15 protein-coding genes are annotated in these 19,318 nt (G+C 66.9%); 8 read left to right on the top strand and 7 right to left on the bottom strand.

All coding sequences use genetic code 11. From position 1 onward, the window contains the following. The first annotated feature begins 3 nt into the window (after window positions 1-3). Entirely contained in the window at window positions 4-1,785 is a 1,782-nt protein-coding gene (gene fadD2, locus AU192_RS11245) for a long-chain-fatty-acid--CoA ligase FadD2 (RefSeq protein WP_064396069.1), read from the top strand. 12 nt (window positions 1,786-1,797) lie between these two features. Here the strand turns inward: fadD2 and AU192_RS11240 are convergent, their stop codons facing one another. The 5 genes from AU192_RS11240 to AU192_RS11220 all read right to left on the bottom strand — a co-directional run bounded on the left by AU192_RS11240 (window position 1,798) and on the right by AU192_RS11220 (window position 6,884). Next, window positions 1,798-2,109, bottom strand: a complete 312-nt coding sequence (locus AU192_RS11240; protein WP_064396067.1) for a hypothetical protein — start codon at window positions 2,107-2,109, stop codon at window positions 1,798-1,800. A gap of 40 nt (window positions 2,110-2,149) precedes the next feature. Next, window positions 2,150-2,425 (bottom strand): hypothetical protein, encoded by a 276-nt coding sequence (locus AU192_RS11235; RefSeq protein WP_109395597.1) that lies wholly within the window; start codon window positions 2,423-2,425, stop codon window positions 2,150-2,152. Between the two features lie 62 nt (window positions 2,426-2,487). Further along, window positions 2,488-4,719: an acyl-CoA dehydrogenase family protein gene (locus tag AU192_RS11230; protein WP_064396065.1), complete on the bottom strand. Its 2,232-nt coding sequence runs from the start codon at window positions 4,717-4,719 to the stop codon at window positions 2,488-2,490. Between the two features lie 9 nt (window positions 4,720-4,728). Further along, window positions 4,729-5,766: a 2-hydroxyacid dehydrogenase gene (locus tag AU192_RS11225; protein ID WP_242656938.1), complete on the bottom strand. Its 1,038-nt coding sequence runs from the start codon at window positions 5,764-5,766 to the stop codon at window positions 4,729-4,731. Continuing rightward, on the bottom strand, window positions 5,742-6,884 hold the full coding sequence (locus tag AU192_RS11220; protein ID WP_064396063.1) for an alpha/beta hydrolase: 1,143 nt from the start codon (window positions 6,882-6,884) through the stop codon (window positions 5,742-5,744). The genes AU192_RS11225 and AU192_RS11220 overlap by 25 nt, the downstream gene beginning before the upstream one ends. A 194-nt stretch (window positions 6,885-7,078) precedes the next feature. Here AU192_RS11220 and AU192_RS11215 point away from each other — a divergent pair, with 194 nt between their 5' ends. Next, window positions 7,079-7,654: a VOC family protein gene (locus tag AU192_RS11215; protein WP_064396061.1), complete on the top strand. Its 576-nt coding sequence runs from the start codon at window positions 7,079-7,081 to the stop codon at window positions 7,652-7,654. Window positions 7,655-7,659: 5 nt separating this feature from the next. Here AU192_RS11215 and AU192_RS11210 read toward each other — a convergent pair whose 3' ends face one another. Further along, complete coding sequence (locus tag AU192_RS11210) at window positions 7,660-8,280, bottom strand: TetR/AcrR family transcriptional regulator (RefSeq protein WP_064396114.1); 621 nt, start codon at window positions 8,278-8,280, stop codon at window positions 7,660-7,662. Between the two features lie 81 nt (window positions 8,281-8,361). On the opposite strand from AU192_RS11210, the gene AU192_RS11205 reads away from it, so the two are divergent. Continuing rightward, entirely contained in the window at window positions 8,362-9,252 is an 891-nt protein-coding gene (locus tag AU192_RS11205; protein WP_064396059.1) for an oxygenase MpaB family protein, read from the top strand. Here the strand turns inward: AU192_RS11205 and AU192_RS11200 are convergent, their stop codons facing one another. Then, a complete protein-coding gene (locus tag AU192_RS11200; RefSeq protein ID WP_064396056.1) occupies window positions 9,253-10,593 on the bottom strand; it encodes an adenylate/guanylate cyclase domain-containing protein in 1,341 nt (446 codons plus the stop codon). A gap of 62 nt (window positions 10,594-10,655) precedes the next feature. On the opposite strand from AU192_RS11200, the gene AU192_RS11195 reads away from it, so the two are divergent. From AU192_RS11195 to AU192_RS11175, 5 genes are all read left to right on the top strand, one after another. Then, entirely contained in the window at window positions 10,656-11,546 is an 891-nt protein-coding gene (locus tag AU192_RS11195; protein ID WP_064396054.1) for a class I SAM-dependent methyltransferase, read from the top strand. Between the two features lie 108 nt (window positions 11,547-11,654). Beyond that, entirely contained in the window at window positions 11,655-13,472 is a 1,818-nt protein-coding gene (gene eccA / locus AU192_RS11190) for a type VII secretion AAA-ATPase EccA (RefSeq protein WP_278183958.1), read from the top strand. Next, window positions 13,469-15,034, top strand: coding sequence for a type VII secretion protein EccB (eccB, locus tag AU192_RS11185; protein WP_064396050.1), 1,566 nt, complete (start codon window positions 13,469-13,471; stop codon window positions 15,032-15,034). The genes eccA and eccB overlap by 4 nt, the downstream gene beginning before the upstream one ends. Further along, window positions 15,034-19,008: a type VII secretion protein EccCa gene (eccCa, locus tag AU192_RS11180; RefSeq protein ID WP_064396048.1), complete on the top strand. Its 3,975-nt coding sequence runs from the start codon at window positions 15,034-15,036 to the stop codon at window positions 19,006-19,008. The genes eccB and eccCa overlap by 1 nt, the downstream gene beginning before the upstream one ends. Further along, window positions 19,008-19,316, top strand: a complete 309-nt coding sequence (locus AU192_RS11175; RefSeq protein WP_064396045.1) for a PE family protein — start codon at window positions 19,008-19,010, stop codon at window positions 19,314-19,316. Before eccCa ends, AU192_RS11175 begins: the two co-directional genes overlap by 1 nt. Window positions 19,317-19,318: the final 2 nt, after the last annotated feature.

The following is a 19,318-nucleotide window of genomic DNA, read 5'->3' as shown; positions in this document are numbered from 1 at the left end:
GACATGGCAAGACTCTCCGAGCTCCCGTCGCAAGCGCTCGCCAAGGCTCAGCAACTCGTCGAACGCGGGTCGGCCGAGCTGCACTACGCCACCAAGATGTTCGGAGCGGGCGCGTTCAAGATCGAACCCCCGCAGAACGTCGCCGGAATGCTCGCCGACATCCGGCGTTGGGGCGAGTTCGGGATGATCCCGGCCCTGAACGCCCGCCGCACGCCCGATCGCACCGCGATCATCGACGACTTCGGCGAGATGACGTTCAAAGAACTCGACGACGCCGCACATTCAGTGGCCAACGGCCTGCTCGAAAAGGGCGTCAAGGGCGGTGACGGGGTCGCGATCCTGGCCCGCAACCACCGGTGGTTCCTCGTCGCGCTGTACGGCGCCGCCCGCACCGGCGCGCGGATCATCCTGCTCAACAGCGAGTTCTCCGGACCCCAGGTCAAGGAGGTGTCCGAACGTGAGGGCGCCAAGCTGATCATCTACGACGACGAGTACTGCCAGGCCGTGTCCAAGGCGGATCCGCCGCTGGGCAAGTTGCGCGCGCTCGGCGTAAATCCCGATAAGGACGAACCGTCGGACAGCACCGACGAGACGCTCGAGGACTTCGTCTCCCGCCACTCCGGTAAGTCGGCGCCCAAGGCGACCAAGCACTCGTCGGTGATCATCCTGACCAGTGGGACGACGGGAACACCCAAGGGCGCCAACAGAAGTACACCGCCCACCCTCGCTCCCATCGGCGGCGTGCTCTCGCATGTGCCGTTCAAGGGTGGCGAGATCACCGCGCTTCCGGCGCCGATGTTCCACGCGTTGGGCTTCCTGCACGCGACGATCTCGATGATGTTGGGCACGACGCTGTTGCTGCGCAGGCGGTTCAAGGCCCAGAAGGTCCTCGAGGACATCGAGGAGCACAAAGTGACCGCGGTGGTGGTCGTTCCGGTGATGTTGTCGCGCATGCTCGATGCGCTTGACGACATGGATCGCAAGCCCGACTTGTCGTCGTTGCGGATCGTGTTCGTATCGGGGTCGCAGCTGGGCGCCGAGATGGCGCAGCGCGGGCTCAAGATGCTCGGACCCGTGATCTACAACCTCTACGGGTCGACCGAGATCGCGTTCGCCACGATCGCGCGACCCCAGGATCTGGAGAAGAACCCGGCCACCGTCGGACCGGTCGTGAAGGGCGTCAAGGTCAAGATTTTGGACGACGACGGCAACGAACTGCCCCAGGGCGAGGTCGGGCGGATCTTCGTCGGCAACTTCTTCCCGTTCGAGGGCTACACCGGGGGCGGACACAAGCAGATCATCGACGGGCTGATGTCGTCGGGCGACGTCGGCTATTTCGACGAGAACGGTCTGCTCTACGTCAGTGGCCGCGACGACGAGATGATCGTGTCCGGGGGCGAGAACGTGTTCCCCGCCGAGGTGGAGGACCTGATCAGCGGACACCCGGAGGTTGTCGAGGCCACCGCGGTGGGCGTCGAGGACAAGGAATGGGGTCACCGGCTGCGGGCCTTCGTGGTCAAGACCGACGGCGCCTCGATCGGGGAGGACGACATCAAGGGTTATGTCCGTGAGCATCTGGCGCGCTACAAGGTGCCGCGCGAGGTCGTCTTCCTCGACGAGTTGCCGCGCAATCCGACCGGCAAGATCTTGAAGCGTGAGCTCCGGGAGATGGACGTCGACGGAGGCGGCGAGAAAGCGAAAGCCGACGGAGGCGGCGAGAAGAAGGCCGACGAGCAGTCGGACGGGAAGGCCGACGAGAAGGCGGAAGCCAACCAGCCGGAATAGTCAGGCCGCGCCCTAATCGGCCATCGCGGCCGCGCCGGGAATCGACAGGCACACCAGCATCAGCAGGAGCAGGAACCATCCGGCGCCCTGCCACTGGACCCAGGTGCCCTGCGCCCTCCACTCGCGGTAGGTCTTGATGAACGCGCCGATACCGCCGAGCAACAGGATTGTGGGCACGGTCGAGGCGGCGACGACCGAGGTCTTCGACACAAGGGCGTAGATGACGAAGGCGACGGCGGCCACCGCGACCACCACCGCGGCATAGGTGGCAGCGGCCCGAAACGCTTTCGGCCGGTCCCAGCGTTTCTCGACGTCGTTGGTCATAACAGAAATGTTGCCGTCGGTACGTTCATTGAAACGCTCGTCAGGGATTGTTGACGAACGCGGACAGGCATCCGGGGATGTCGCGGCAGGCGATTACCGCCGTCTGGTCGGGCGGGCCACCACGTACTCGCGGCGGTCGAGGCCCGAAGTTGCACGACTTCGCCCAGGGGTTCCCGGGGATGATGCCGGGATAGCAGGGCGCGGACTGTTCGTGTGGCGTCGGATCGTCGGCAAGGACCGTCGGCGCCAGAAACAGCCCTGTCATCGCCGCCGTGCCGGCGACGACGCGGGCGCTACGGACACCGAGACCGCTCATGACTACCGCCAACCATTGGACGCAACCGCAGATCTCAGGCTACGCCGTTTCAGCAAGCGCCTTTACGGATCGCGCGGCAGTCCCAACAGGCGTTCGGCGATGATGTTGAGCTGCACTTCGGTCGTGCCGCCGTAGATCGTGGTTGCCCTGCTGCCGAGCAGGTACTCCGCCCACCGGCCGGGCTCCTGCTCCGGGTCGCCGACCGCGCCGTCGGTGCCGAACGAGGACACCGCGAACTCCGCGTAGCCCTGGCCGGTTTTCATCGACAGCAGTTTGGAGATCGCCGCCGACGGCATCGGATCGGCACCAGCGAGTGTGAGCAGCGTCGAGCGCATGTTGAGCACCTTGGCGGCATGCCCTTCGGCGATGAGCCTGCCCGCGTGGTTCTGCTCGATCTGGTCGAACTGCCCGTCCTGAAGGAACGTGATGAAGTCGGCCAGGCTGGCCAGGAACGGCGGCTCACTGCTGCCGATCGAAACCCGTTCGTTGGTCAGCGTGTTCCTGCTGACCTCCCAGCCGCGGTTCACCTCACCGAGCACCATCTCGTCGGGCACGAACACGTCGTCGATGAAGACCGTGTTGAACATCGCGTTGCCGGTCAGCTCGCGAAGCGGCTTAACCTCGACGCCCTCGCTGGCCATGTCGAGCAGGAAGTAGGTGATCCCATTGTGTTTTGGAGCGCTTGGCTCCGTTCTTGCCAACAGCGCGCCCCACTGCGAGTACTGCGCACCGGTGGTCCAGATCTTCTGCCCGGTGATCCGCCAGCCGCCGTCGACCTTGGTGGCCTTGGTCGTCAGGCTGGCCAGGTCCGAACCCGCACCGGGCTCGGAAAACAGCTGACACCAGATCATTTCGCCGCGGAAGGTGGGCGGTAGGAAACGCTGTTGCTGTTCGTCGGTGCCGAACGCGACGATCGAGGGGATGATCCAGGCCGCGATGCCCATCTGCGGGCGCTTGACCCTGCCGGTGTCGAACTCCTGGGCAATGATGATCTGCTCGACGGGGCCGGCCGCGCGTCCCCACGGCTTGGGCAGATGCGGTTGCACCCAACCGCCCTCGGCGATCGCGACATTGCGCTCTTCGCGTGAGATGGCTTTCAGCGCAGCCACTTCCGCGCGGATCTCGTCACGCAGCTTCTCGGTCTCGGGATCGAGATCGATGTTGAGTTTGCGCATCCCCGTGCTGGTAGCGGCGTCGACGACCTGCTGCGGGTAGTCTGCGTGCCTGCCGAAACCGGCCGCCAGCACCAGCGCACGCCGGTAGTACACGTTGGTGTCGTGCTCCCAGGTGAACCCGATGCCGCCGTGCACCTGGATGCAGTCCTGAGCGCAGTGCTGGGCTGCCTCGGGTGCCAGGGTGGCCGCCACGGCAGCGGCGAACTCGAATGCGATTTCGGCAGAGCCGGTTTCGGGGTCTTCTCCGCTGCGCACGTGCGCGGTGAACTCGTCGATGGCGCGGGCCGCATCCCAGACGGCGGCGGTGGCCCGCTCGGTGTCGGCGATCATCGAAGCGCACTTGTGCTTGATGGCCTGAAATTGTCCGATGGGCCTGCCGAACTGTTCGCGAATCTTGGCGTACGCCGCGGCGGTGTCGGTGGCCCACCGCGCCACGCCGATGCACTCCGCCGACAGCAGCGTGGAGATCAGCGCGCGCGCCAGCGGCCGGCTCAGGTTGCTCAGCACCCGGTCGTCGCTCACTTCGATGGCGTTCGCCCGCACGTGTGCCAACGGGCGCAGCGGATCGAGGCTCTTGACGGGTTCGATCTCCAGTTGGTCGGCATCGAGGATCACCCACTCCTCGCCGCTCTCGATGGCGACCGGCAGCACCAGCAGCGACGCCTCTGCGGCGCCTGGCACGGCACGCACTTCCCCGCGGATGACCAGACCGGCGGCAACGCCTTCGCCGTGCCGGGTGGCGGTCAGGCTCGAGTCGATGGCGTAGGTCGCGATCGTCGCGCCGGAGGCCAGGTCGCCCAGTTGTGGGGCGTTGGGGTCGTGTGCGGCGATCAGCGCGCTGGCGATGGCCGACGGAACGAACGGCCCCGGTACCGCGCCGTAGCCGAACTCGGCGGCGACGATGGCCAACTCGAGTATCCCGAAGCCCTGCCCGCCAACGTCTTCGGACAGGTGCACACCTTGCAGACCTTGATCGGCCGCGCCCTTCCAGTAGGGCGGCGGATTGGGAATCGGCGTCTCCAGCGCTTCGTGGAGCACCTCGGAGGGCGCCACCCGAGCGACGAAGGACCGCACCGAGTCGGCCAGGTCGCTGTGCTCAGGGTTGATGGCGATGGGCATACCTGCACCTCACTGTGACGGACCGTCCCTATTAACCGGTCGGTTGGGAGACACGATACCGTTCACGGCGTTCGCCAGTTCACGGCCGTCCCACAGCCGCCGGCAGTTGTCCAGACCGTGTTCCAGATACCTGCGCATCGTGTCGGCGGTGTACCAGGTGACGTGTGGGGTGAGCACGACGTTGTCGAGCCCGAGCAGCGGGTTGTCGGCCTCTACGGGCTCGGTGGCGAAGACGTCGAGTCCCGCGCCGGCCAACTTTCCAGACCGCAGCGCGTCGACGAGGGCGGGCTCGTCGACGATGGGTCCGCGGCTGGTGTTGATCAGGACAGCGCCGGGCTTCATCCGGTCCAGCGCTGCGCGGTCGATCATGCCCGCTGTCGCGTCGGTCAGTGGAAGATGCAGGGAGACGATGTCGCTGGCGGCCAGCAGGTCGGGTAGCGCACGCCAGCTCGGATGGCCGTCGTCGCGCGTGCTGGTGTGCAGGACCTCGGCATCCATCGCCTGAACGATTCGCTCGACCCTGGTGGCGACGTTGCCGTAACCGACCAAACCGACGGTGCAGCCCCCGATGTCGCGCACGGTTTCGCCCAGGCTCGGGTCGGACGGCCAACCCCGTCCCTCACGGGTGGCGCGGTCGAGTTCGGTCACCCTCCGCAAGGCGGCCAGCATCAGCAACACGGCACCCTCGGCTACCGACGGTGCGTTGGCCCCCGGCATGTTGGCGACCGCGATGCCCAGGGCGGTCGCGGCGTCCACGTCGATGGTGTTGACTCCGGCGCCCATCTTGTGCACGAGCAGGCAGCGTCGCGCTTTGGCGAGATCGTCTCCCGAAATCGGCCGAAGCACATGCCAGATCACCTCGGCCTCGGGAAGCTCCCGGTAGAAGGCGGTGTCGTCGTCCTCGGCGCAGTAGCGGATGTCGAGCCAATCGCACTGCGGTGCAACGAAATCGATGGCCTTCGCACCGGGAGTGAAATGAGCGAGGACCCTCAGCGGCGAGCGTTCGCGCGACGGGTCGGCGTCTAATGCCACCGCTTCACGATCCACTTGGCGATGGTATCGGCCTGTTCGCTGCGCGCTCCGGGAGTGGTGAAGTAATGATCGGTGTCGATGGACGACTGCGTCTTGTCCGAGCTGGCAAGCGCCTCGAAGATGTGCTGGGCGTCCGACGGGAACACGCCTGTGTCCTGGTCGGCGTTGATCACCAGAGCCGGGCACGTGATCCGGTTGAGGTGCGGTTCGGCGCGAGTCTGGGCGTGTCGAAGGCTCCACATGCCGATCCAGTTGCGCAATGTGCAGGCCGCAGCGATACCGCGTGCAGATCTGTTGGCCTGCATCGGTACTCCGGCATAACACATGTTCGGGGGTCGCTTCGTCGGCTCCAGGGCAGGATCGACCATGCGCGGGTCCGCCCATGTCCGCAACACCGTGAATGGGCGGTCGGAGAAACCGGCCGCCCGCACATGCTCGAGTTCGGCCTCGGCCCAGTCGGTGATCGCGTCGTTTCGTGCGATCTGGGCGGCACGGTACCGCTCGACGAACTCAGCCGAAAATGGCGGTCCGTTACTCTCGTCAAAGAGATCGAGGCCGGGATCGCTTGCGACCGCGTCAGTTTCGTCGACGACCGCCGCGTCCATCCAGGCGGTGAGCACATCGGGGCGGCCGGGATGCGCCGCGGTCGAGACGTACCCGTCGGCGGCGGGCAGGTCGGTCAGGCCCGTTGCGGGACGCATTCCCGGAAGCGGTGTCACATGTGGGTCGACGGCCTGTGCCTGGTAGGCCGCCATCAGCGAACCGCCACCGGAGTTTCCCAGCAGCACAATTGTTTCCACGCCCTGGACCTCGCGCAGCCATCGCACCCCGACGCCGATGTCGACGAGTGCATGATCGAGCAGGAAGCTGCTCTCGAACCCGCGATAGCGGGTGTTCCAGCCCAGGAAACCGATGCCGCGGGTGGCCATGTAATCGGCGAGATAGTGCTCGGAGAAATCGATCTGGTAGTGCGTGGCGATCATCGCGACCTTCGGTTTGCGGCCCACCCCGCGGTGATAGAGGCCCTGGCACGGATGCCCACCCGCACCCGCCCGCCTGGCGGTCGGGGAATCAAGACCGACGAACTCACGGATGACACCCGGCGTTGCGGTGCTCGACGGCGTTTTGGTCATCCGGACCGCCCCCTGCCGGGCCAAAAAGCAAGGGCTACAGGCTGTTCAACGATCTTGATGATCGGTCTGACCGGCGGTGGGACGCGCGGGACGATCGTCATAACGGTGCTGGTCCGTTCGTCATTGCTCGTGATTGCCCCTGATGCTAAATTCGATTTGCGTTTCTGGCCAGAGATTCGCGCTAGGAGGCGCCAGTGATCAGGCCCGACAATCCCAACACCGAGTTCGAACTCGGCGGCATCAACCATGTCGCGCTGGTGTGCTCGGATATGGCGAAAACCGTCGACTTCTACAGCAACGTCCTCGGTATGCCGTTGATCAAGTCGCTCGATCTGCCGGGAGGCATGGGGCAGCACTTCTTCTTCGACGCCGGTAACGGCGACTGTGTCGCGTTCTTCTGGTTCGCCGACGCGCCGGACCGGGTTCCCGGTGTTTCCTCGCCTGAGGCCATCCCGGGGATCGGGGATATCGTCAGCGCCGTCAGCACGATGAACCATCTGGCATTTCACGTGCCTGCCGAGAAGTTCGACGAATATCGGCAGCGGCTCAAGGCCAAGGGCGTGCGGGTCGGTCCGGTGCTCAATCATGACGACAGCGAGGCCCAGGTCTCGCCGACGGTGCACCCCGGTGTTTACGTCAGGTCGTTCTACTTCCTCGACCCCGACGGCATTACGCTCGAATTCGCCTGCTGGACCAAGGAGTTCGGCGAGAGCGACGCGAAGGCGACGCCGAGGACCGCCGCGGACCGACGCCCGAGGGTGACCGCCTGAGTCGGTCAGACGTCGTTCGTCGGCACACCCGAGATCGCGTTGATGTTCGCCGCGAGCCGGTCGATGAGTTGGTCGGCGTCTAGATCTAGGCGCCCCGCCAGCCACGTGCTGATCGTCTGGCCCACCCCGCCGACCGCGAAATGCGCCGTCGCTTCGTCGAGTTCGTTCTCGTACGGGCCGACCGCGCCCGCGTGCTGCAGCAGCAACTGCGCGAACAGGGCTGTCGACTCGACGCGTTTGCGCATGATCACCGTGTTCGACAATTCAACGCTGAACACCAGGCGACCCACGCGCTGATCTGCGGCGATGGTGTGCACGATGTTCGCCATCGCCGCGCGCGGCTGCTCGCGGGGCGGCGCGGCCACGACGGCCGCCTGGGTTGTCGCCGCGATATCGGCGATCACCCAGTCGTAGACCTGCCCGGCGAAGTCGTCCTTGTCGTGGAACGTTTCATAGAAGTAGCGCACACCCAGGCCGGCCTTGGCGCAGATCGCCCGCACCGTCAACTCGGCGAGATCTTCCGCACCCGCGCCGAGCAGCTCGAGGCCGGCGTCGAGCAGGCGCAGCCGGCGCTGCGCGAGGCGCTGGACCGCGGCGACGCCCCGATAGGGCCGTACCTGTGCCATGACCGCCATCTTGACACCCGGTACCGAGCGGAGGCAATATCAGGAAACACGTGTTCTCACATTTACGATAGGGGTCCCCCGATGGTTTCCCAGCCGATCGACCACGTCGGAAGACCGGTCAACGACGCGCCGCTGCCCGGGCGCAAGCTGCGTCGCAACGTCGCGCCAGGGGACGCCATGCTCGGGATCGGCCTGCTGTCGGGTCCGGCCAACGTGATCATGGAACTCTCGCGGCCGGGCGTCGGATACGGCGTCAAAGACAGCCGCGTCGAGAGTGGCCGCGCGGACCGGCACCCGATCAAGCGGGCGCGGACGACGTTCACCTATCTCGCCGTCGCGCTGGCGGGCACCGATGAGCAGAAGGCCACGTACCGGCGTGCGGTCAACCGGTCGCACGCCGAGGTGTACTCGCTGCCGGACAGCCCGGTCGAGTACAACGCGTTCAACAAGGATCTTCAGCTGTGGGTGGCGGCTTGCCTGTACAAGGGCTTCGTCGACGTATACCGGGTCTTCGTCGGCGAGATGGATGACGAATCGGCCGACCGCCACTACCGCGACGGTGCGGCGCTGGGCACCACGCTGCAGGTTCCAGAAGAGATGTGGCCCGCCGACCGCAAGGCCTTCGACGAGTACTGGCAGGAGTCGCTGGACAAGGTCCACATCGACGACGCGGTGCGGGAGTACCTGTGGCCGATCGCCGCGGGCCGGCTCGGCGAGCTCAAGGCTCCGGCATGGCTGCAGAAGCGCACGGATGCGTTCAGCCTCTTCATCACGACCGGCTTCCTGCCTCAGCGGTTCCGTGACGAAATGCGACTGCCGTGGGATGCGAAGAAACAGCGCAGGTTCAATCGGGTGATGGCCATGCTGGGCCGCATCAACAATGTGATGCCGCGATTCGTCCGCCAGTTTCCGTTCAACGTCCTGCTCAAGGATCTGGACTGGCGCGTGCGCACCGGCCGTCCGCTGGTGTAGTCAGTCCGGCGGCGATACCCGAAAGACTTCGGTGTCCTCGGGTAAGCCCTTGAGCCGGTGCAGGCCGAGGGATTCGAATCTCAGCCCGGAACCCGCGGACAGGTCACGGACCGTACGGCTGGCGAGGATCTCGCCAGCCGTCGCCATCGCTTCGATGCGTGCACCGGTGTGCACGGCGAGACCGGTCCATTCCCGTCCGCGGCGTTCGCACTCGCCGGTGTGAAGTCCGACCCTGATCGGGATGCTGCGCGAAGCCAGCGCCGGAACGAGTTCCAGAGCACAGCGTGCCGCCCTCGACGGCGAGTCGAAGAGGAGAAACACTCCGTCTCCGGTGTGGTTTGCGCGGACACCGCCGTGCAGAGCGGCGACGTGGTCGGTCACCGCGTCGTGAGCGTCGAGTCGGTGCCGCCAATGTGTATCACCTTGTCGGCTCAGCGTTTCCGTCGAACCGACGATGTCGGTGAACATCACGGTTTTCAGCAGCCGTTCGTCGGCGGGGCCGCTGGGACTCCTGCCGACGAACGTGAGCACGACCTCGCATAGTTCCTCCAGGACATCGAATCCGCCGTGCGAGCCGGCCGGCAGCGGATGGAACCGCGCATTGGGGATGCCGGCCGCCAGCGCCTGCGCGGCCTCGATGGCCACGAACCGGTCGTGGGGTCGTGCGACCACCAACGTGGGCGCGCGCACCGAGCCAAGGACACCGCGCACGTCAATGTCCACGAATGCGCGCCAGCGCAGCTTCGCCATGGCCGGGCTGGCGATCGAACGCTGCATCTTGCCGAACATCTGCCGAACGCCCGGTGCGTCGGCCATCGGCCCATAGAACAGGTCCGCGAGCGCTCCCTCACCCCAACATCTGTCGATCTCGTCGAGCTGCGCTTCGATCTGCGCCGGAGTGAAACCCCACGGGAAGTCCGGACAATCCTGGGAGAATCGAGCCGCGGTGGCGTAGAGCGCGAGGTGGCTGACGCGTTCCGGATAACGCGCCGCGAAGAGAATGCTGATCGAACCGCCTTCACTAGACCCGACGAGAGCGGGTCGGTCGACCCCCACCGCGTCGATGACAGCTCGCAGATCGTCGACCCTCTCGTCGAAGGTCAGCATGTCGCCGGCCGGATCCGACAACCCGGTGCCCCGTCGGTCCCACATGACGAACTGGCACGAACCGGCGACGATGTCGACAAGCGGTTTGTAGGGGCTGCCGGGCTCATCGAAGGTGTCCACATTGGAGACGGCCCACCCCGCGGACCAGACCAGCACCGGTCCCGAGTCTCCGAAGACCCGGTATGCGAGGCGCACATCGCCGTTACGTGCGTAGTGCACGCGCCCGTCGGCCACGTCAATATGGTGGCACCCGGCTGCTCAGCCCGCTGTCAGAATCGCGGCGTACAAAGAGGTACATGCGTACCGATGACGACACGTGGGACATCACCACGAGCGTCGGCTCGACCGCGTTGTTCGTTGCGGCCGCCCGTGCGCTGGAGGCGCAGAAGCCGGACCCGATCGCTGTCGACCCCTTCGCCGAGACGTTCTGCCGGGCGGTGGGTGGTGAGTGGGCGGACCTGCTCGACGGCCGGGCGCCCGGACACGCGCTCACCACCGATGACTTCGGCGCCGCTTTCGTAGACTTCCAAGCCGTCCGCACCAAGTACTTCGACGACTACTTCCGCGCGGCCGCTGACGCGGGACTTCGGCAGATCGTGCTGCTTGCGGCCGGCTTGGATTCGCGCGCGTACCGCCTGGACTGGCCCGACGGCACCGTGGTGTTCGAGTTGGACCAGCCGCGGGTGCTCGAGTTCAAACGGCAGGTCCTCGAAGCGCACACCCCGCGGGCCGAACGCCGTGAGGTCCCGGTCGATCTGCGCGACGACTGGGCCCACGCGCTGCGTGACGAAGGGTTCGACCCTGACGAACCATCGGCCTGGATCGCCGAGGGCCTACTGATCTATCTGCCGGCCGGCGCGCAACGCGAGCTGTTCACCGGGATCGACTCGCTGGCCGCGGCCGGCAGTCACGCCGCGGTGGAGGAGGCCGCGCCGATGGACGCGGGGGCCTTCGAGGCCAAAAGGGAAGAGGAGCGGTCCGCCGGAGAGGAGGACACGTTCTTCACCCTCGTCTACAACGAACAGCATGAACCCGCCGCGCAGTGGTTCGGTGCCCGCGGGTGGCGTGCCGAGGCCACACGCCTCGAGGACTGGTTGTCTGAGCACGGCCGGCCGGTGCCCGAGGAGGGGTCGGAGGCCGCGACGATGACTGGGACTATAAGCCTGGTGAGCGCTGTCAAGGCGTGAGCTTGTTCACCCGCTGAGCGGACCCCGTGCGTCTGTACAAGTTAGCTTAGTCAATGCTAACTTCGGGCGGAAAGTTAGCCTGCCATAACTACGGGGAGATCACGGCGCGTGCCGCTACAGACCGATTTTGCTGCGACTTCGCGCGTCGACCACGACGTGGTGAGTCGGTTCGCCACGTGTTGCCGAGCCCTCGGGCTATCGGTGCACGACCGTCGACGCCCGCCGGATCCGGTCGCGGCCCGATCCGGTTTCACCGAACTCACCCGCATCGCTCGCGAACAGTGCGATGCGTGGACGGGTCTGGCCGCGGCGGGGGATACCAGCGCCCGGGTGCTCGAGGCCATCTGGCAGACGGTCGCCACGGCCGGTGTGCTGCAGCGCCACGTACAGCTCGCCGAGGGCGACCTGGCATTCACCTACGACACCGGGCTCTACCTCAAGTTTTCGGCGTCGACACCCGACGACTTCCAACTGGCCTACGCGGTCACGCTGTGCGATGCGGGTGACTACGTAGGCGCCGACGAACTCGTCGAGCCGTTGATCACCCGACGCCCCAGCTGGCTGGACGCGCGGTGGGTGCGGATCGCGATGTACTACCGCGCCGAGCGCTGGTCGGATGTGGTCCGGCTGATCACTCCGATCGTCAACGACACGCGGCTGGACGAGACCTACGCACACGCGGCACGCGTCGCGCTCGGCACGTCGCTCGCCCGCCTGGGCATGTACGCACCCGCGCTGTCATACCTCGAGGACCCCTCCGGCCCAGTCGATGTCGCCGCGGTGGACGGCACGCTCGTCAAGGCGCTCTGCCTACGCGCGCAGGGCGAGGAGCTCGACGCGGCCGACGTGCTCGCCGAGCTCTACGCCGCGAACCCCGAAAACGAGCAGGTCGAGATCGCGCTGTCGGACACCTCCTACGGCATCCTGACGACCACGGCCGCGCGCATCGAGGGCCGCTCCGATCCGTGGGATCCCGCCACCGAGCCGAGCGAGTCCGAGTTCGTCGACCCCGGCGCCAAGGAGCGCAAGGCGCACCTGCTGCTCGAGGCCGAGGCCGAGCTCGCCGAGTTCATCGGCCTGGAAGAGGTCAAGTATCAGGTTGCGCGGCTGAAAAGTTCGGTCGCGATGGCGATCCGCCGCCAGGAGCGCGGCCTGACCGTGGCGCAGCGCACCAACCACCTGGTGTTCGCGGGCCCTCCCGGTACCGGCAAAACGACCATCGCGCGCGTCGTGGCCAAAATCTATTGCGGTCTGGGCATTCTCAAGAAGGAGACCGTCCGCGAGGTGCACCGAGCCGACCTGATCGGTCAGCACATCGGCGAGACCGAGGCCAAGACCAACGCGATCATCGACAGCGCGCTCGACGGTGTGTTGTTCCTCGACGAGGCCTATGCGCTGGTGTCGACCGGCGCCAAGAACGACTTCGGCCTGGTGGCGATCGATACGCTGCTGGCGCGCATGGAAAACGACCGCGAGCGGTTGGTCGTCATCGTTGCCGGTTACCGCAAGGATCTCGACGCGTTCCTCGACACCAACGAGGGTCTGCGGTCCCGCTTCACTCGCAGCATCGAATTCCCCTCGTACACACCGCATGAACTCGTCGAGATCGCGGTGCGCATGGCCGAGAAGCGCGACAGTATCTTCGAACCGGCGGCGCTCGCCCACATGGAAACGCTGTTCGGGCAATTGGCGGCGGCGACGACGCCGGACGCCACCGGCGTGGAGAGGCGCAACCTCGACATCGCCGGTAACGGCCGTTTCGTCCGCAACCTGGTCGAACGTTCCGAGGAGGAGCGCGAGTACCGACTCGATCATTCCGATAGCGAAGACTTCACAGATGACGAGCTGATGACCATTACCGATGAAGACGTCACCAAATCCGCCATTCCGCTGCTGCGTGGCCTCGGTTTGACGGTGCCCGAATGAGCACTCCGGACAATTCGGATCGCCGGGCGTTTGCCTCGCGCACCCCGGACAACGAGAACCCCGACCGGGTCGTGTACCGCCGCGGGTTTGTCACCCGTCATCAGGTGAGCGGATGGCGATTCATCATGCGGCGCATCGCATCCGGTGTCGCGCTACACGACACACGCATGCTCGTTGACCCGCTTCGTACCCAAGCCCGTTCGGTGCTCGTCGGCGCGCTGGTGCTGATCACCGTCATGGCTGGGTGTTTCGTGTTCTCGCTGATCCGGCCCGGCGGCGTCGCGGGCAACGACGCGATCCTTGCCGATCGCACCACCTCGGCCCTCTACGTTCGCCTCGGCGAGCAGCTGCACCCGGTGCTGAACCTGACGTCCGCGCGCCTGATCGCGGGCCGGCCGGACAACCCCTCGCAGGTCAAGACCAGCGAGATCGACCAGTTCCCCCGCGGCAATCTGATCGGTATCCCCGGTGCCCCCGAACGCATGGTGCAGAACACCACCAGTGACGCCGATTGGACGGTGTGCGACGGAGTTTCGGGACCGGCCGTCGGTGTCACGATGATCGCAGGCCCGCTGACCGACGGCGGCGAGCGCGCGAAACAGCTGTCCGACGACAAGGCGATCCTGGTCTCCACCCCGAGCGGTCCCAATGCGGGTACCTGGCTGCTGTGGAACGGCCGCCGAAGCGCGATCGACATGAACGACCGCGCGGTCACCAGCGCACTGGGGCTGGGTACCGCAGGCGCCGACACGCGGCCCGTCGCGCCCGGCTTGTTCAACGCGGTGCCCGAAGCTCCCGCGTTGATTCCGCCGGTCATTCCTGGCGCCGGTGAACCGCCGCGGTACCCGTTGCCGGTGCCCGCGCCGGTCGGTGCGGTGGTCACGGCCTACGCCACCGACAACACCCTGCGTCACTACGCGGTGCTCGGCGAAGGGCTGCAACCGATTTCACCGGTCATCGCCGCAATCATGCGTAATGCGAACTCGTACGGACTCGACCAGCCGCCGCGGTTGGGCGCCGACGACATCGCGCGTCTGCCCGTCGCGGACGTCATCGACACCGATGCCTATCCCGCCGAACCGATTTCGCTCGTCGACTCCGCCGATGCGCCGTTGACATGCGCGCAGTGGAAGCGCCCCGCCGATGCCACGAGCGCGACACTGAACCTGCGTTCCGGTGTCACGTTGCCGGTCTCCGATCAGCTGCGTCCCGTGCCGCTGGTCGGAGCGGGCTCGGGAACGACCGCAAACCAGGTGGTGCTGAATCCCGGGCGCGGCTACCTGGTCCAGACGGTCGGGCAGGACGGCGGGGGCGCGTCGACCTCACCCGTTGGCGGCGCAACCTTCTGGCTCAGCGATGTCGGGGTCCGCTACGGCCTCGACACCGACGGTGACGAGAACGCCATCGCCGCGCTGGGCCTCACCCCGCCTGCCCTACCGATTCCGTGGTCGATGCTGAGCCAGTTCGCGCCCGGCCCGACGCTGTCGCGAGGCGACGCGTTGCTGGCCCACGACGCGCTGGCCGCCGACCCCCGCCCCGCTGTCGTGAGGGAGACGCCGTAATGAGTCGGCTCATATTCGAGGCGCGCCGCCGCATCCCGGTGCCGACGACGCGCAAAGGCACCATCACGATCGAACCGCCGCCCGAGCTGCCGCGGGTGATTCCGCCGTCGCTGCTGCGGCGGGTGCTGCCCTTCCTGATCGTCATCCTGATCGTCGGCATGATCGTGGCGCTGTTCGCCACGGGAATGCGCCTGATCTCGCCGACGACGTTGTTCTTCCCGTTCGTCCTGCTGCTGGCCGCGACCGCGCTCTATCGCGGCACCGACAACAAGATGCGCACCGAGGAGGTCGACGCCGAGCGGGCCGACTATCTGCGCTACCTGTCGGTGGTCCGCGACAACGTGCGCGCGCATGCCGCCGAGCAGCGTGCGGCGCTGGAGTGGTCGCATCCGGATCCGGGCCTGCTCATCGACGTGCCCGGCACCCGCAGGCAGTGGGAGCGCGATCCGCACGACCCCGACTTCCTTGTGGTGCGCACCGGACTGCACGACGCGCCGCTGAACGCCTCGCTGCGGGTGAAGGACAGCGCCGACGAGGTCGACCTGGAACCGGTGTCGCACAGCGCGTTACGCGCGCTGCTCGATGTACAGCGGACGGTGCGGGCCGCCCCGACCGGAATCGACCTCGGCAAGGTCTCGCGTATCACGGTCCTCGGCGAGCCCGACGAGGTTCGCGGGGCGCTCCGCGCCTGGATCGCCCAGGCCGTCACCTGGCACGACCCCGCGGTGCTCGGCGTCGCACTGCTCGCACCGGACATCGAGAGCGACGACTGGTCATGGCTGAAGTGGCTGCCGCACAACGATATTCCCAATGCCGTCGACGGGGCAGGCCCCGCCCGCTACCTGTCGTCGGACATTCTTGAACTGCGCTCGCAGCTCGCCTCCGCGCTCGATGACCGAGCCCCTTTCGGCAGCGACGACGAAGCCGAGGTCAAGCACCTGCTCATCATCGTCGACGATCCCGACGTCGACACCACGGCGCTGGTCCCGCGCGGTGGTTTGGCCGGTGTGACCCTGGTGCAACGCGTCGCCGAGCCGCCGCACCGCGAGCAATACCCCGATCCGGAGCGGCCGATCCTGCAGTTGACCGATGGGAAACTGCAGCGCTGGCAGTCGGCAGGCTGGCAACCGTACGTCGACGCCGCCGATCAACTCGATGTCGCCACCGCCCGGCATATCGCCCGCCGGTTGTCGAAGTGGGACTCGAACCCGAGCCACGCGCGCACCGGCAGCACCGGCGTCGCGACCTTCTCCACGCTGCTCGGCATTCCGGACGCCGCGGCGCTGGACGTGGCGAGCCTGTGGGCGCCGCGGGCGCGCGCCGACGAACTGCGGGTGCCCATCGGCGTCACCGCCACCGGTGAGCCGCTGATCTTCGACCTCAAGGACGAGGCCGAAGGCGGTATGGGTCCGCACGGCCTGATGATCGGCATGACCGGCTCGGGCAAGTCCCAGACGTTGATGTCGATCCTGTTGTCGCTGTTGACAACCCACTCCGCCGACCGGCTGATCGTGATCTACGCCGACTTCAAGGGTGAGGCCGGAGCCGATATCTTCCGGGACTTCCCTCAGGTGGTCGCCGTCATCTCGAACATGGCCGAGAAGCGTTCGCTCGCCGACCGGTTCGCCGACACGCTGCGCGGTGAGGTGGCACGACGCGAGCAACTTCTTATGGAGGCCGGCCGCCGGGTGCAGGGCAGTGCGTTCAACTCGGTGCTCGAGTACGAGGCGGCCATCGCGGCCGGTCACGACTTGCCGCCGCTGCCTACGCTGCTCGTCGTCGCCGACGAGTTCTCGCTGATGCTCTCCGACCATCCCGAGTACGCCGACCTGTTCGACTACGTTGCGCGCAAGGGCCGTTCGTTCCGCATCCACATCCTGTTCGCCTCGCAGACGCTGGATGTCGGCCGGATCAAGGACATCGACAAGAACACCTCGTACCGCATCGGGCTCAAGGTGGCCAGCCCGGCCATCAGCCGCCAGATCATCGGTGTGGAGGACGCGTTCCACATCGAGGCCGGCCCCGAGCACAAGGGCGAAGGATTCCTGGTGCCTGCGCCGGGTGCGATGCCGGTCAAGTTCCGCAGCACCTACGTCGACGGCATCTACGATCCGCCGCGAGCGGAGAGGTCCGTCGTGGTGCAGTCGGTTCCGGTGCCGCAGCCGTTCACCGCGGGGCACGTCGAAGCGCCTGCCGACACGGTCGTAGTGTCCGATCCCGCCGCTCACGAGGAGCGTCCGCCGCGCAAACTCGTCGCCACCATCGGCGATCAGCTGGCCCACTACGGTCCTAAGGCGCCTCCGCTGTGGCTGCCTCCGCTGGACGAGCCCATTCCGCTCGACGAACTGCTCGCCCGCGCGGACGTGGCCGAGCGCGAATGGCGTTGGCCGCTTGGCGAGATCGACCGCCCGTTCTCGATGCGGCGCGATCCGTTGATCTTCGACGCCAGGTCCGCCGGTGCCAACCTGCTGATCCACGGTGGGCCGAAGTCGGGCAAGACCACGGCGCTGCAGACCTTCATGCTGTCGGCGGCAGCCCTGCACTCGCCGCGCGATGTGACGTTCTACTGCCTGGACTACGGCGGCGGTCAGTTGCGGTCGCTCGAAGACCTGGCCCACGTCGGCAGCGTCGCCTCTCCGCTGGAGCCCGAACGCATCCGGCGCACCTTCGGTGAGCTCGAGCAGTTGCTGCGTGCCCGCCAGGCGCGGGGGCACTCGGGTAACGGCCAGCGCGACGAGTATGGCGAGGTCTTTCTGGTTATCGACAACCTCTACGCGTTCAGCCGGGACAACACCGACACCTTCAACACTCGAAACCCGTTGCTGTCGAAGGTCACCGAGCTGGTGAACACCGGTATGTCCTACGGCATCCACGTCGTCATCACGACACCGAACTGGCTCGAGGTTCCGTTGGCCATGCGCGACGGTCTGGGCCTGCGCCTCGAACTGAAGCTGTCGGATCCGCGCGACAGCAATGTGCGGGTCACCGGTGCGCTGCGCCGGCCCGCCGAAGCGGTGCCCGCCGAGCAGCCGGGCCGCGGCCTGACCATGGCCGCCGAGCACTTCCTGTTCGCCGAGCCGGCGCTGCGCGACATCAGGGTGATCAACGCCCGCCACCGGGGTGTCACCGCGCCGCCGGTGCGGTTGTTGCCGCACGATCTCGCACCCGGTGTCGTGGCCCCGCTGTATCCGGCGCCGGAACAGGTCGTCATCGGCCAACGCGAGGAGGACCTCGCGTCCGTGGCGATGGCGTTCGACCAGAACCCGTTGTTGATGGTGTTCGGCGACGCCAAGTCGGGCAAGACAACGTTGCTGCGTCACGTGATTCGCACCATCCGGGAGAACTCCACCCCGGACCGCGTCGCGTTCACGGTGATCGACCGGCGTCTGCATCTGGTGGACGAGCCGCTGTTCCCGGACAACGAGTACACCCCGAACATCGACCGGATCACTCCGGCGATGCTCGGGCTCACCGCCCTGCTGGAGAAGCGCCGACCGCCTGCGGGCCTGTCACCGCAGGAGCTGAGCAGGTGGAAGTACCAGTCCGGCGAGGACGGCCACACCCACTACCTGATCATCGACGACGTCGACCAGATCCCGGATGCGCCGGCGGTCAGCGGGCCGTTCGTCGGGCAGCGGCCGTGGACCGGCATCATCGGATTGCTGTCGCAGGCAAGCGAGCTGGGCCTTCGCGTCATCGTGACCGCACGGGCCACCGGTTCGGCACACGCCCTGATGACAGCACCCCTGCTGCGCAGGCTCAACGAGCTGCAGGCGGCGATCCTGATGCTGTCGGGCAACCCGCAGGACAGCGGAAAGATTCGGGGACATCGGTTCCGGCGTCTGCCTGCGGGCCGGGCGATGCTGCTGGACGATGGCGATGCCCCCACCTTCCTGCAACTGGTCAACCCGTTCGCAGACGCGGTGGCAGGACGCACAGGTAACAACGGCAACAGTGGAAGGGAGTTCAACTGATGACTCTTCGCGTCGTTCCCGAAGGCCTCGCCGCGGCGGCGTCCGCCGTCGAGGCGTTGACGGCCCGGTTGGCAGCGGCACACGCCGCCGCCGCCCCCGCGGTCACCGCCGTGATTCCGCCCGCCGTCGACGCGGTGTCGATCCAGACCGCCGTCAGCCTGAGCGCCCATGGAGCACAGCACAATTCGATGGCCGCCCTCGGGGTGGAGGAACTGGGCCGCTCCGGTCTCGGCGTCGGCCAGTCCGGTATCAGCTATGCCACCGGTGACGCTGCCGCCGCGGCGAGCTACCTGGTCGCCGGAGGCTGACC

The organism is Mycobacterium lehmannii, from assembly GCF_001499925.1.
Taxonomy (GTDB): domain Bacteria; phylum Actinomycetota; class Actinomycetes; order Mycobacteriales; family Mycobacteriaceae; genus Mycobacterium; species Mycobacterium lehmannii.
Note: the sequence above shows the minus strand (reverse complement) of the source record. Positions and strands in the feature narration are given on the sequence as shown.

Bases quoted from the DNA above. Each gene is read 5' to 3' on its own strand.
- eccCa (WP_064396048.1), top strand. From the start codon at position 15,034: ATGAGTCGGCTCATATTCGAGGCGCGCCGCCGCATCCCGGTGCCGACG.
- AU192_RS11205 (WP_064396059.1), top strand. From the start codon at position 8,362: ATGGTTTCCCAGCCGATCGACCACGTCGGAAGACCGGTCAACGACGCG.
- eccB (WP_064396050.1), top strand. From the start codon at position 13,469: ATGAGCACTCCGGACAATTCGGATCGCCGGGCGTTTGCCTCGCGCACC.
- AU192_RS11220 (WP_064396063.1), bottom strand. From the start codon at position 6,884: ATGACCAAAACGCCGTCGAGCACCGCAACGCCGGGTGTCATCCGTGAG.
- AU192_RS11195 (WP_064396054.1), top strand. From the start codon at position 10,656: ATGCGTACCGATGACGACACGTGGGACATCACCACGAGCGTCGGCTCG.
- AU192_RS11240 (WP_064396067.1), bottom strand. From the start codon at position 2,109: ATGACCAACGACGTCGAGAAACGCTGGGACCGGCCGAAAGCGTTTCGG.
- AU192_RS11210 (WP_064396114.1), bottom strand. From the start codon at position 8,280: ATGGCACAGGTACGGCCCTATCGGGGCGTCGCCGCGGTCCAGCGCCTC.
- AU192_RS11175 (WP_064396045.1), top strand. From the start codon at position 19,008: ATGACTCTTCGCGTCGTTCCCGAAGGCCTCGCCGCGGCGGCGTCCGCC.
- fadD2 (WP_064396069.1), top strand. From the start codon at position 4: ATGGCAAGACTCTCCGAGCTCCCGTCGCAAGCGCTCGCCAAGGCTCAG.
- AU192_RS11235 (WP_109395597.1), bottom strand. From the start codon at position 2,425: ATGAGCGGTCTCGGTGTCCGTAGCGCCCGCGTCGTCGCCGGCACGGCG.
- AU192_RS11230 (WP_064396065.1), bottom strand. From the start codon at position 4,719: ATGCCCATCGCCATCAACCCTGAGCACAGCGACCTGGCCGACTCGGTG.